Raw genomic sequence first — 12,577 nt, 5'->3', positions numbered from 1 at the left:
ATTGCGCTCAGTCGACCCAGGCGAACGAGCGCTGAACGGCTTTTTTCCAGGATTTATAGTGATGGTCGCGGCGTTCGCCGCTCATTTTCGGCTCCCAGGTCTTGTCGATCCCCCAGTTGGCGCGGAGATCCTCGACATTGGCCCAGTATCCGACCGCGAGACCCGCGGCGTAGGCGGCGCCGAGCGCGGTGGTTTCGGTCATTTTCGGGCGCACCACCGGCGCATCGAGAATGTCGGACTGGAACTGCATCAGCAGTTCGTTGGCGACCATGCCGCCATCGGTCTTCAGCGCCGCGAGGGTGATGCCGCTGTCGGCCTGCATCGCCTCGACCACGTCGCGCACCTGATAGGCGGTGGATTCGAGGGCGGCACGGGCAAGATGGGCGCGGGTGGCATAGCGGGTAAGGCCGGCGATGACACCGCGGGCATCGTCCTTCCAATATGGTGCATAAAGCCCCGAAAAGGCGGGCACGATATAGACATCGCCATTCTCCTCGACACTGGCGGCGAGCGGTTCGATTTGCGGCGCGACATCGAATAGTTTCAGATTGTCGCGCAGCCATTGCACTAGGGCGCCGGTGATGGCGATGGCGCCTTCGAGCGCGTAATGCGGCTTTTCATCGCCGAATTGATAGGCGAGCGTGGTGAGCAGCCCGGCCTTGGACTGAACCGGCTCGGTGCCGGTGTTCATCAGCATGAACGAGCCCGTGCCGTAGGTGTTTTTGGCTTCGCCGGGCGAAAAACAGGTCTGCCCGACCAGGGCGGCCTGTTGATCGCCGAGAATGCCGGCAAGGCTGGTGCCGCGCAGCGGGGCCGTGTGGATTTCGCCATAGACCGCCGAGGAGGGTACGATTTTCGGCAGGCAGGCACGAGGGATGTTGAAATGCCCGAGCATCGTCTCGTCCCAGTCGCAGGTGGCGAGGTCGATCAGCATGGTGCGGCTGGCGTTGGTGACATCGGTGAGGTGGATGCCACCATTGACGCCGCCGGTGAGGTTCCAGGCCATCCAGCTGTCGATCGTGCCGAACAGCGCGTCACCCGCTTCCGCCTTGGCGCGCGCGCCTTCGACGTTTTCGAGAATCCAGAGCAGTTTCAGGCCCGAAAAGTAGGTCGCGAGCGGCAGGCCGGTCTTGGCGCGGAACCGGTCCTGCCCGCCATCCCGGGTGAAGCGCTGGACCAGCTGGTCGGTACGGGTGTCCATCCAGACCAGAGCGTTGCAGAGCGGCTGGCCGGTTTTCCTGTCCCACAGCAAGGTGGTTTCGCGCTGGTTGGTGATGCCGACCGCGACCAGATCGGTCGCGGTGAGGTTGGCGCGGGCGAGGGCGGCGCCGATGACTTCGTTGGTATTGGCCATGATTTCCAGCGGATCGTGCTCGACCCAGCCGGGCTTGGGATAGATCTGCCTGTGTTCCTTCTGCGCGACGGAGACGATGTTGCCGCCTTTGTCGAACACGATGAAGCGTGAACTGGTGGTGCCCTGGTCGATGGCACCGACGTATCGTGACATTATGATTTCCTCCTTTGTTGCATTTCCTCGGGAAGCACGGTCTTCTTTTTCAAGAAAAAAGAAGTAAAAATTATTGTATTGTGTACGGTCTCCCGGTTTCCCGGGGACCCAAATCAATAAAAGTCTTTTGCGTCTCTTTTACAGCAAAGAGGCGCTTTCCTTGACTTTCGTTCTCTGCAGATAGGCGGCGACCCGCGTTGCCGTGTCTTCGGGCACGTGCAACGCGAGCTTCGAGCGCCGCCAGAGAACATCTTCAACCGCGCGCACCCATTCGTGGGCGACGAGGTAATCAAGCTCGGCCGCGGTGAGGCCGCCGCCGAAATCGGTGCCGAGATCGGCGATGGTGGTTGCGTTGCCCAGCACGCGCTCGGCGCGGGTGCCGTAGGCGCGGGCGAGGCGGTGGAGCAGGGGCGCCGGCAGGGCGGGATATTTTCGCGCAAGACTCGCGAGATAGGCATCGAAATTCGCGCCCGGCATGTCGCCGCCCGGCAGCGCGGCGCCGGCGGTCCAGCCGGTGCCGATCGGGCGGCCCATCGCGGGCAGGAGTTTTTCGAGCGCGTGTTCCGCGAGCCTGCGGTAGGTGGTGATCTTGCCGCCGAACACCGAGAGCAACGCCGGTTTACCGTCCCCGCCTTCGACATCGAGCACGTAGTCGCGCGTCACGGCGGAGGCATTCTCGGCGTGATCATCATACAGCGGGCGCACACCGGAATAGCTGCGCACGACATCCGCCGCGGTGATTTGGGTGCGGAAATAGCGCGAGATGCTTTCGCAGAGATAATCGGTCTCGGCCGGGGTGATCTCGACCTTGGACGGATCGGCCTCGTAGGGGATGTCGGTCGTGCCGATCAGCGTGAAATCGTGCTCGTAAGGCACCGCGAAGATGATGCGCTTGTCCGGGTTCTGCAGAATGAAAGCGAACTCGCCATCGTAGAGTTTGCGGGTGATGATGTGGCTGCCCTTGATCATCCGCACGGTTTTCTGGGTGTTGCGGCCGAGCTTGGCGCTCAGCACCTCGCCCACCCAGGGGCCGGCGGCGTTGACCATGGCGTGCGCGGTGATCGACTCGCGCGCGCCGGTGGCACCGTCTTCGATTTCGGCGCGCCAGAGCGCACCATCCGGGCGGGCGGTGATCAGTTTTGTTCGGGTTCGAACATCGGCGCCGCGTTCGGCGGCGTCCATCGCGTTGAGCACGACGAGGCGGCTGTCTTCGACCCAGCAATCGGCATAGGTGAAGCCCCGGCGGTTCTGCGGTTTCAGCACGGCGGCGGCCGGATGCGGGCCGAACGTGACGGCGCGCGACGCCGGCAGGCGTTTGCGGCTGGCCAGATGATCATACAGGAATAGGCCGGCGCGGATCATCCAGGCGGGGCGCTGGTCGGCCGAGTGGGGCAGGACGAATTCGAGCGGCCAGATGATGTGCGGGGCGATGCCGAGCAGGCGTTCGCGCTCCATCAGCGCTTCGCGGACCAGGCGGAACTCGTAGTATTCGAGGTAACGCAGCCCGCCGTGGATCAGCTTGGTGCTGGCCGAGGACGTGTGGGATGCGAGATCGTCCTGTTCGACCAGCAGGACCGACAAGCCCCGTCCGGCGGCATCGCGCGCGATGCCGGTCCCGTTGATGCCCCCGCCGATGATCAGCAGATCGACCGGGGTGCTCATGGGCGCACGCCGCCGGGTCGAACAATGAAACATTCGGAATGTGTCATGGAATTCACCATGTGCGAACCATTTCCTCAAGGTTATTGTTGAATTGCTCCTATCAGGCCCGTGCAATGTTCGCAAGCGAAAAAAACACCGGGATCGGTGACTGGCGACGCGCTTTGTACGGCCATCAAACCCGCGCCGGTTTGCCAAGACGGTGCGGGCGCGGCATCTGTCGCCCTTCCGGCGGTCGTGTGCCGCCGTTGATCGCAGGAGACGACACTGTCCGACCGACCGACCACTTCGAACCGGCTGAGCGAGATCGTCGCCTTGGTCGGGTCGCGCGGTTTTCAGACGATCGACGCCTTGGCCCAGCATTTCGATGTGACGGTGCAGACCATCCGGCGCGACCTGAACACCCTGGCCGCCGAGGGGCGGATCAGCCGCTATCGCGGCGGCGCCGGCCTGCCGTCGAGCATCGAGAACATGGAATATGCCCGGCGCAAAGTGGTCAATCTGGCCGCCAAGCGGCGGATCGCGATCAGGGTGGCGGCGGATGTGCCCGAGCGCGCGTCGCTGTTCATCAACATCGGTTCGACCACCGAGCAGGTGGCGCGCGCGCTGCTCGATCACCAGCATCTGCGCATCATCACCAACAATCTGAACGTCGCGCGCATCCTGAGCGAGAACACCGATTTTCGCATCGTGCTGACCGGCGGCATGGTGCGGAACGGCGACGGCGGCATCACCGGGCAGGCGACTCGGGACATGCTGGACCAGTTCCGCGCCGATATCGGCATCATCGGCATTTCCGGAATCGATGCCGATGGCGGTTTGTATGATTACGATATGGATGAGGTGATTTGTTCGCAAGCGATCATCCGCAACGCCCGCCGTGTTCTTTTGGTGACGGATCATACCAAGTTCGGTCGCCCGGCGTTGATGCGGGTGGGTACGCTGGCGCAGATCTCGGCCCTCTATACCGATCAGCCGCCGCCGGCGGCGATGATCGCGCTGCTCGCTTCCCTCGGGGTCGAATTGCACATTGCGCCGCCGGAGGCGGGTGGCGCGGAATGAACTGGCGTGACCTCGTGCTCGTGGCCGTGTCGTTCGTCGCCGGTGCGCAGAATGCGCTGGCCGGCGGCGGCTCGTTCCTGACCTTTCCGGCGCTGCTGCTCGCCGGACTCGATCCGCGGGCCGCGAACATCACCTCCACCATCGCGCTGTTCCCGGGGCAGGTCACCACCGGCATCGCCGGGCGCAATCTGGTAACCGGCGCGGCGGGATTGGGATTTGCCACGTTGTTCGGCATCAGCCTCATCGGCGGCGCGCTCGGGGCGGTGCTGCTGCTGACCACGCCGGCCGGCGTGTTCGCGCACATGGTGCCGTTTCTGGTGCTGTTCGCGACGAGCGTGTTCGCCTGGGGCAGTTTCGGCCGGCGCCCGGATACGGCGATGGCGGCACGGCTCGGCGTGCGGGGTGCTGCGGCGGCGCAGTTCCTGATCTCGATCTACGGCGGATATTTCGGCGGCGGCATCGGTATTCTGATGCTCGCGGCGCTGACCGCGACGGGTGTTGCGGTGCGCCAGGCCGGGGCGACCAAGAACGTGCTGGCCGGGGTGATGAACGCGGCCGCCGTCGTGGTGTTTCTGGCCCGTGCCCACATCGCATGGGGGCTGGTGCTTTACGTGGCGATCGCGGCGGTGCTGGGCGGGCAGGCGGGTGTGTTCCTGCTGCGCCGGATCAACGAGCGCATCCTGCGCGCGGGCGTGGTTCTGGTCGGACTCGGGCTGACAATTGGCTTGTTCATCGACATGCGCTGACCCATAATCGGGCGATGGATGAACCGAGCACACAGATATTGAGCGGCACCGTCGCGCTGGTGACCGGGGCCAGCCGCGGGATCGGTGCGGCCACGGCGGCCGGCCTCGCCCGGCTTGGTGCCCATGTCGTGATCGCGGCGCGCGACGACGCCGGGCTCGCCGCCACCGATGACGCGATCCGTGCGCAGGGCGGCGAAGCGACGCTGCTGCCGGCGGATCTGACCAAGGGCGACGTGACCGATCAGATCGGCATCAGCCTGTATGAGCGGTTCGGCCGGCTGGATATTCTGGTCCACGCCGCCGCGACGGTCGGCCGGTCGATGCCGGTCGGCCAGGTCGAGCAGAGCGACTGGGAGCCCGCGTTCGGCATCAATGCAACCGCGACATGGCGCTTGATCCGCGCCTGCGGCGGTTTGCTGCGCGATGCGCCCTATGGGCGGGCGGTGGTGTTGATCCGCAAGGGCGCGCCAGCCGCCTATGCGGGCGTGGTCAGCGCATCGATGGCGGCGCGGCGTGCTCTGGTTTTGTCCTGGGCAGCGGAAGTCGCGCGCACCCGGCTACGGGTCAATCTGTTCGACCCGGCGATGCTCTCGTCGGACATGGCCGCGGCGCGCCTGATCGCGATGAGCCTGCCGGCTGAAATGCGCCACGGCGCGGTCGTGACCGGGCAGATCGGCGCGTAACCGTCCTTACATCGTCGAGAGGATCGCCGGTGCGAGCGCTGGCAGCTTGGCGGCGGGGTGCGATGGATTGCGAAAGCGCATGGCACTGTCGGCACCGATTTCGGCATACAGCTCGAACCGCGAGGCGCAGGTGACCGCGACGACGATGCGGGCTTCCGGGAACGTCAGGAACTGCCGTGCCTCACCTTCCAGGGTCAGATGGTCGCGCAGCAGGGTCCATTCCAGGCGATCGGTGTCTTCGATGAACATGGCCAGAATGCCTGGCCGGGTGCCGGTCAGCCGGGCCGGCGCCAGGGCGGCGAGGCGTTTGCGCATGGCGACCGCGATTTCATTCTCGCTGCCGGCCCGCGCGGCGAGCACGAAAATGCCGTTGCCGGCGCCGGTGACCGCGAGATTAGCTTCCGGGCCGAACTCGCGGCGCAGCTTGTTCATCAGCCCGTTCTCGCCCGCCTGCGCGGCCGCGAGCATCAGCGGGTCGAGGCGCAGCACCGCCGCTTCGTCATGATCGGAGCGTTTGGCGGTCGAGAGCATGGTGTTGATGCGCTCATGCAGCGCGGCGAGAGCGTTGGTGCCATCGGCTGCCGCGGCATCGCGCAAACCCTGCGGCAGCGTCATTTTCAGGAGGTAGCGGCCGGGGTGGGCGGAAAGCCAGGTCTGCAGGTCGGGGTCGATCCGGTCCATCAGGCGCATCCAGGCGGATTGATGGACCAGCCGGCCCTCTTCGGCCGAGAGCGTGTCGCAGGCGATCTCGGCGGTGACGCCGTCGCGCGTGATCAGCAGGTCGAACGGGGCGCCATCCTCGAATCCGGCGAACTGAACCTCGAAACCGGCGGCTTCGTGCAAGATGGCGGTGCGATGAAGATGTAGTAATGGTATCAGCGTCGCCTCGCCGGTCAGTGCGGCGGTGAGCGCGGCGCGGAACCGGACCTTGCCGGCGGCATTCAGCCTTGCATCGAGCGCGGAAAGCCCGGCGACGCGGCTGGCGAGGCTGGTTTCAAGCGGCGACATCTCCCGCCCGAGGCGGCATTTTTCTGCCGCGAATTCAGCGGCATAGCGTTTGGCAACCAGCTTGCCATAGCGCGCGCCGGCCCCGACTTTGGCCTGCAATGCCACCAGCCGATCGGCCCAGAATTTTCGACCGGCGACCGAAATGATCGACTTGATGTCCTTGGTGCGCTGGGTCGGCGTGCGTGTCATATTCATGATACGCGCATACTACAGGTCGGACGGTCGTCCTGCTATCACATTGTTGTGATAGGTAACCGCGCCGGTACGAATGCGCCGCATTGGGCGCGGTGGCGCAGCCAATGATCGGCGAGGACGCAGGCCATCATCGCCTCGCCGACCGGCACGGCCCGGATGCCGACGCAGGGGTCGTGCCGGCCTTTGGTCTGGATATCGACCTCGGCGCCTTCGGCATCGACGCTCGCGACCTCGGTCAGGATCGAACTGGTCGGCTTGACCGCGAAGCGCACCACGATCGGCTGGCCGGTCGAAATGCCGCCCAGCACGCCGCCGGCGTGGTTCGCGAGGAAACGCACCGTGCCATCAGGGTTCATGCGCATCTCGTCCGCGTTCTCTTCGCCGCGCAGGGCGGCGGCGGCGAACCCATCGCCGATCTCGACCGCCTTGACGGCGTTGATGCTCATCATCGCACCCGCCAGATCGGCATCGAGTTTGGCATAGACCGGCGCGCCGAGGCCGGGCGGCGCACCGCGCGCGGTGATTTCGACCACCGCACCGACCGAGGAGCCGGATTTGCGGACGGCATCGAGTTCGGTCTCCCACAGACGGGCGGCGAGCGGGTCCGGGCAGAAGAAATCGTTGCGATCGATCTCGGCATCGTCGAAGCGGCTGCGGTCGATGGCGTGGGGTCCCATCTGCACCAAAGCGCCGCGGATGATGATGCCATCACCGAGGATCTTGCGGGCGATGGCACCGGCGGCGACGCGCATGGCGGTCTCGCGCGCCGAGGATCGTCCGCCGCCGCGCGGGTCGCGGATACCGTATTTCCAGTGATAGGCGATATCGGCATGGCCGGGACGGAACCGGTCGGCGATGTTGGCGTAGTCCTTGCTCCGCTGATCGGTGTTTTCGATCATCAGCGCGATCGGCGTGCCGGTGGTCTGGCCCTGATAGACGCCGGAGAGGATTTTCACGGTGTCAGGCTCGCGGCGCTGGGTGGTGAAGCGCGACTGGCCGGGGCGGCGGCGATCGAGAAACGGCTGGATATCGGCCTCGGACAGGGCGATGCGGGGCGGCACGCCATCGACCACGCAGCCGATCGCGGGGCCGTGGCTCTCGCCCCAGGTGGTGACACGGAACAGATGGCCGAAGCTGTTATGCGACATGCGGGTTTATAGGCGTGCGCCCGCGCCGCCGCCAAGCCGGCCCCGTGTTTGCAGCACAACCGCGAGACCGAGGGCGGCAAGGGCGAGCAGGCAGGCGAGGCGGGTGTGGCGCGGGCGGTAGAAAAACCGGATGCGGCTGCGCCCTGCGGGCAGCGCGATCGCCTGGAACAGCGGACCGTGCCGGGCGATGACGACGGCGCGATCGCCGATGACCGCGTGCCATCCGCCGAACCACGCTTCGCGGCGGATCAGTGTTGCGGGTGCCGCGCAATCTGTAATGACGCGGTTCAGGCTGGCGTTCGATATCGTGCAGCCGGGTGCGGTGTAGAAGGGCGCGGCCCCCGGCAGGTGGTAGATCCACATGGCGCGATCGCGATAGATCAGGCGCGGCGCCGGGGTTGGTTTCGGCCCATCGAAGCGCAGGTACGGCGCGATGATGGTGGTGCCGGCGATCCGGCCCCTCCAGATCATCACGGCGTTGCCGGCGTGGTGGCTGAATTTGTAATGCAGCGCCGCGTGGGGCGGGATGCGCAGCGGGTGGGTCAGGGTGATAGGCAGGCTCGCGTCATCGGCGGCGTGATCCAGGCTGGCCTGGCCGGTCGCGCAATCGCTGCCGGCGCAGAGCGTTACGTTCAACCGGCCGGTCGAGGCGCCGTCATAGGTGCCGATCCGGACGCCGATGGCGCTGATCCGCCGGGGGAGGGGGGTGGATGCCGGCAGGCTGCCCTGGATTGTCGCGCTGCCCTGGAGCGAGACACCGGGCGCGCTGGCATCGAGCGTCAGGCTCGTGCTGTCGCGAAAGGGATCGAGGCCCGGCGGGGTCAGGATGGTGGTGACGCCCACCGCGCGGAAGCCAGCGAGGTGGTCGCGCAGGGCTGCGGCCTGGCCGGCAAGCGGTGCGGTGGGTTGCAGGCCGAGTGCGGTATTGCCGAAGCCGATCCAGGAGGCGGCGACCGGCAACTGGTTGGTGTTGATCGAGGCGAGGCGATCGGCGGCGGGGTAATCCGGGCCGAAGGGTCCCAGCGTGAAGAACCGCCCTAGTTTTTGATGTGTCTGCAGAAAGCGGATGCCGCCGGTCGCCTGTTCGCCCGACCACGCGGCGGCAGCCTGACCGGATGCCATGGTCGCCGTGGCATCGCCCAGGGCGAGGCATGCGAGCATGGTTGTGGCAAGCCGGCCTGGTCGCCCGGTCAGGAGCGCGAGGCAGGCCAGTGCGGCGGCGAGTTCGGTGCCGCAGGCGATCAGGACGACGTGGTGATCGAATGGGCTCGCGCGGTACCAGGCGCGCAGTTGCGCGCGGTGGGGCAGGGTCACGATCAGGATCAGGCCGAGGCAAGTCGCCCCGGCGATCGCCGCGGCGCGGCGGGGCAGGGCACCGCGGCGCTGCCAGTGATCGAGCGCGAGGCCGACCATGATCAGCAGTGCGAGGTCGAGCGCGGGGGTGACGAAGCGGATCGCATCCGTGGTGCCGACGAAGGGGATCAGATTGAACGCTTCGCGCGCACGATTGATCCCCTCGATCCGCAGCATTCCGAATGTGATGATGCAGCCGAGCAGGATGGCGCGGCCGCGTTCACGATGGCGCGCAATGACCGCCATCAGCGCGATGGCGATGGCGATGATGCCGAACCAGGTGCCGGTCTGCCACCAGGCATTGTCGATCGGGCCCGCTGCGGCGGCGGCGAGCGCGGGCGGGATCGGCCCCGCGATCGGGCCGACGATGAAGGGCAACACCGACAGCATGGCCGAGGCGGGCCATGCGATCAGCGAAAAATATCCATCGTGCGGGCCGTAGTAGGACACCCGGACGTAATCGGCGAAGGGGATCAGCAACGGGGCGGCGAGGGCGGGCGCGAGGATCAGCCCGAGCATGATCTTGCCCGCGAGGCGGATGCGCGCCGCACCGGCTAGGGCGAGGGCGCGCAGCGTCCACGCGGCGGCGAGCAGGCCGCCGAAATAGGCGGTTTCCGGGTAGCCCGCATAGATCATCGCGGCGGTGGCCGCGGCGATCAGACCCCAGCCGCACGGGGTGCCGCTTCGGGCGGCGCGTGTCGCGCGTTCGATGCCGAGCAGCAGCAGCGGCATGAACGGCAGCGGGCCGGCGGCGTGGGGCACGAGGAAGAAAATGCCGCTCAGCCCATAGAGCGCACCAGCGATGAAAGCGGCGAACCGCGTGGTGCCGAGGTCGAGCAGCAGAGCATAGAGCGCGGCGCCGCTGAGGCTTTGCAGCACCAGCCGCAGGATCAGCCAGCCATGGGCGAGGCGGAGCAGCAGGACGAAGGGCAGAAAGAACGACAAGGTCTGCATTTCGGCCGCGAGCGGCATACCGACCCCGGTATAGGGGTTCCACCAGGGGATGATGCCGGCAAGCCAGTCCTTCGCGCTCAGCATGCCCTGCGCCTGGGTGATCAGGCCGATCGTCGGGTCCGCCCAGGTTGGTGAGCCGGGTGCGGGGAACGGGCCGGTGCGCAGATCGACGGTGAGACCGCGATAGAACAGCGCGGGGTCGGCATGCATGACGCCCAGGATCAGCAACAGGTTCGCAAGGCAGGGCAGGGCGATGAGGCCGATGAGCGGCCCGGCGTGCCGTGCGGCCGCTTTCATGGCGATGGGGCGGGATGGATTCGGGCCATTGAAAGGGAATCGATCAGCACACCATCGCGCAGCGCATAGGCGCGCTGGCGCCCTTCGATCATGAAGCCGAACTTCTCATAGAGTGCGATGGCGCGGCGGTTATCGGTGAACACGTTGAGTTCGATCCGCACTAGGCCCAGCCAGTTGTCGGCCAGGTCGATCAGCGCGGACATCAGTGCGGTGCCGGCGCCCTTTCCTTGCCAGGGATCGGCGATGCTGATGCCAAGGCCCGCGACATGCGCGCGGCGGCCCGTATGGCGGTTCAGACTTGCGGTACCGACCAGTTCGGTGCCCGCTTCGGCCACGAGGAGATGATTATCTGGTCCGAGCTTTTCGAGGTAGGCGATGCTGGCGGCTGTCTGGCCGAATGGCACTGCGAGGGTGCCGTGCCGGACGCCGGGCATGTTTCGCAACGCGGTGATCGCGAGAGCATCGTCCTTTCGGGCGGCGCGGATCGTAAAGCTGGGCGGTTCGGCGGGGTTCATGGAGCGGGGCTATCGGGCGGCCGCGCGGTCGTCAATGTGGTGGAAACGAAAACGCCTCCGGCGAACCGGAGGCGTTGGGTCCCCACCCATTTTTAGCCGGATTGCGGTTTCAGGCGCGGTTGCGGCGACGCAGAACGAGGCCGAGGCCGATCAGCGCGGTGCCGAACAGAGCGAGCGAGCCGGGTTCCGGCACGCTGACAGTGCCGGGGACGACGAAGATCCGATCAACCAGGATATCTTTGGCAGTGACGCCGCCGCCGGTGAAGCTGAAATTGACTTTGTATGAGCCGGCGGTTGCGATGTCGGCTGTACCGTAAACCAGCGTCCATGTGTTGGTGCCATCGGCCGCACCGATTGCGGCGACACTGGCGGAGGAGATCAGGTTGGTACCGACGACGCTGCCGCTGAAGGTCGCATCGTTCGGGTTGGCATAGCCGTTGGCCGGGACGTAGACGTCGAACCCGATGCTGTAGGTGCCGGCGTTCAGAGCAATGGTCTGCGAGAGGGTCTCGGTGCCCGTATCCGTCGAGAAATAGGCAGCGTAACCGCTGCTGGCATCCGGACTGCCAGAGGTCAGCATATCTCTCGCGACGGCCTGGCCGTAGGCGCCCTGCGGGTAGTTGCGAGCAACGTTATCGGTCGCGATGACCTGTTCGGCGCTGTTGACTGGTGGGACGGTGCCCATGTTCCAGCCGGTGAAATCGCCCGTGCCGAACGTGCCGTTCTGGACCAGATTAATGGGCGACGCGTGGGCTGTGCCAAAGGATAGTAGCGCTGCGGCGACCGAGCCGGTGAGGAGGAAAGTTTTGAATGACATGCTGGACTCCATGATCGAGATAATTGACGCAGGGTTACTAACTGCTGGTGAAAAATATGCATGTTTCATGCCAAAAAAAATTATATAATTAATTCAAATAGATACAGGATATCATGCAAAGCGTGTCTTCCAATGTGTAAAATTTCCTGACACTTTTGACCTGCGAGCGGCCGCTGCGGCGCGAGGCGATATGACGCGCCTGCGCGATCTGCACCACGCTTGACCGGGCGCGTCAGGCCGGGCGACGCCGCTGATCGGGCATGAGGGTATGATAAATCCGGGCATGCTGAAGATCCTTTGGGGTTTTGCGGAAGGGAAGGCTTCTTTTTTGAAAAAAAGAAGCAAAAAACTTTCTTTAATCTGGGTCACGGGCGTTTTCACCGGCACGGACCCAGATTAACAAAGTTTTTTAATCTGGGTCACGGGCGTTTTCACAGCCGCAGACCCAAATTAACAAAGTTTTTTTTGCTTCTTTTTTGTTCACAAAAAAGAAGGGCTTCCCTTGCTTTTTTGGGTATATTGTTTCGTTATCGTAACGAATTAGGCGTGCATCAGCCCCGCGGGCCTTTGCGCCACATTTTTTTGGCGTCGAACGAGGGCACGAAGGGGTGGTGCCAGGGCGGGACGGGTGGT

The 12,577-nt window shown here is 65.3% G+C and carries 11 protein-coding genes; 3 read left to right on the top strand and 8 right to left on the bottom strand.

Annotated elements, in window-relative coordinates:
* Positions 1-7: 7 nt before the first annotated feature.
* Together glpK and glpD are read right to left on the bottom strand one after the other, a co-directional pair.
* Positions 8-1,507, bottom strand: coding sequence for a glycerol kinase GlpK (glpK, locus tag AruPA_RS00055; protein ID WP_265633990.1), 1,500 nt, complete (start codon positions 1,505-1,507; stop codon positions 8-10).
* 138 nt (positions 1,508-1,645) lie between these two features.
* Positions 1,646-3,169: a glycerol-3-phosphate dehydrogenase gene (gene glpD, locus AruPA_RS00050; protein WP_265633988.1), complete on the bottom strand. Its 1,524-nt coding sequence runs from the start codon at positions 3,167-3,169 to the stop codon at positions 1,646-1,648.
* Positions 3,170-3,433: 264 nt separating this feature from the next.
* Here glpD and AruPA_RS00045 point away from each other — a divergent pair, with 264 nt between their 5' ends.
* The 3 genes from AruPA_RS00045 to AruPA_RS00035 are packed head-to-tail and all read left to right on the top strand — an operon-like array spanning position 3,434 to position 5,657.
* Positions 3,434-4,228 carry a DeoR/GlpR family DNA-binding transcription regulator gene (locus AruPA_RS00045; RefSeq protein WP_265635092.1) on the top strand — a complete coding sequence of 265 codons (795 nt, stop codon included), beginning with the start codon at positions 3,434-3,436 and terminating at the stop codon, positions 4,226-4,228.
* Complete coding sequence (locus tag AruPA_RS00040; RefSeq protein ID WP_265633986.1) at positions 4,225-4,974, top strand: sulfite exporter TauE/SafE family protein; 750 nt, start codon at positions 4,225-4,227, stop codon at positions 4,972-4,974. The genes AruPA_RS00045 and AruPA_RS00040 overlap by 4 nt, the downstream gene beginning before the upstream one ends.
* Before the next feature lie 14 nt (positions 4,975-4,988).
* Positions 4,989-5,657: an SDR family NAD(P)-dependent oxidoreductase gene (locus AruPA_RS00035; protein ID WP_265633984.1), complete on the top strand. Its 669-nt coding sequence runs from the start codon at positions 4,989-4,991 to the stop codon at positions 5,655-5,657.
* 6 nt (positions 5,658-5,663) lie between these two features.
* On the opposite strand, the gene AruPA_RS00030 is transcribed toward AruPA_RS00035, so the two are convergent.
* The 6 genes from AruPA_RS00030 to AruPA_RS00005 form a co-directional block, all read right to left on the bottom strand.
* Positions 5,664-6,860, bottom strand: coding sequence for a hypothetical protein (locus AruPA_RS00030; protein ID WP_265633983.1), 1,197 nt, complete (start codon positions 6,858-6,860; stop codon positions 5,664-5,666).
* A gap of 38 nt (positions 6,861-6,898) precedes the next feature.
* A complete protein-coding gene (gene aroC, locus AruPA_RS00025) occupies positions 6,899-8,008 on the bottom strand; it encodes a chorismate synthase (RefSeq protein ID WP_265633981.1) in 1,110 nt (369 codons plus the stop codon).
* 6 nt (positions 8,009-8,014) lie between these two features.
* Complete coding sequence (locus AruPA_RS00020; protein WP_265633980.1) at positions 8,015-10,612, bottom strand: hypothetical protein; 2,598 nt, start codon at positions 10,610-10,612, stop codon at positions 8,015-8,017.
* Positions 10,609-11,127, bottom strand: a complete 519-nt coding sequence (locus AruPA_RS00015; RefSeq protein WP_265633979.1) for a GNAT family N-acetyltransferase — start codon at positions 11,125-11,127, stop codon at positions 10,609-10,611. Before AruPA_RS00015 ends, AruPA_RS00020 begins: the two co-directional genes overlap by 4 nt.
* A 109-nt stretch (positions 11,128-11,236) precedes the next feature.
* Entirely contained in the window at positions 11,237-11,944 is a 708-nt protein-coding gene (locus tag AruPA_RS00010; protein WP_265633978.1) for a PEP-CTERM sorting domain-containing protein, read from the bottom strand.
* Positions 11,945-12,353: 409 nt separating this feature from the next.
* Positions 12,354-12,577: hypothetical protein (locus AruPA_RS00005; protein WP_265633975.1), on the bottom strand; the 224-nt coding region annotated here is incomplete at its 5' end.

The organism is Acidiphilium sp. PA (assembly GCF_026191915.1).
In the GTDB taxonomy this organism is placed as follows: Bacteria; Pseudomonadota; Alphaproteobacteria; order Acetobacterales; family Acetobacteraceae; genus Acidiphilium.
Note: the sequence above shows the minus strand (reverse complement) of the source record. Positions and strands in the feature narration are given on the sequence as shown.

Bases quoted from the DNA above. Each gene is read 5' to 3' on its own strand.
- AruPA_RS00040 (WP_265633986.1), top strand. From the start codon at position 4,225: ATGAACTGGCGTGACCTCGTGCTCGTGGCCGTGTCGTTCGTCGCCGGT.
- AruPA_RS00015 (WP_265633979.1), bottom strand. From the start codon at position 11,127: ATGAACCCCGCCGAACCGCCCAGCTTTACGATCCGCGCCGCCCGAAAG.
- AruPA_RS00010 (WP_265633978.1), bottom strand. From the start codon at position 11,944: ATGTCATTCAAAACTTTCCTCCTCACCGGCTCGGTCGCCGCAGCGCTA.
- AruPA_RS00020 (WP_265633980.1), bottom strand. From the start codon at position 10,612: ATGAAAGCGGCCGCACGGCACGCCGGGCCGCTCATCGGCCTCATCGCC.
- glpK (WP_265633990.1), bottom strand. From the start codon at position 1,507: ATGTCACGATACGTCGGTGCCATCGACCAGGGCACCACCAGTTCACGC.
- AruPA_RS00030 (WP_265633983.1), bottom strand. From the start codon at position 6,860: ATGAATATGACACGCACGCCGACCCAGCGCACCAAGGACATCAAGTCG.
- glpD (WP_265633988.1), bottom strand. From the start codon at position 3,169: ATGAGCACCCCGGTCGATCTGCTGATCATCGGCGGGGGCATCAACGGG.
- AruPA_RS00035 (WP_265633984.1), top strand. From the start codon at position 4,989: ATGGATGAACCGAGCACACAGATATTGAGCGGCACCGTCGCGCTGGTG.
- aroC (WP_265633981.1), bottom strand. From the start codon at position 8,008: ATGTCGCATAACAGCTTCGGCCATCTGTTCCGTGTCACCACCTGGGGC.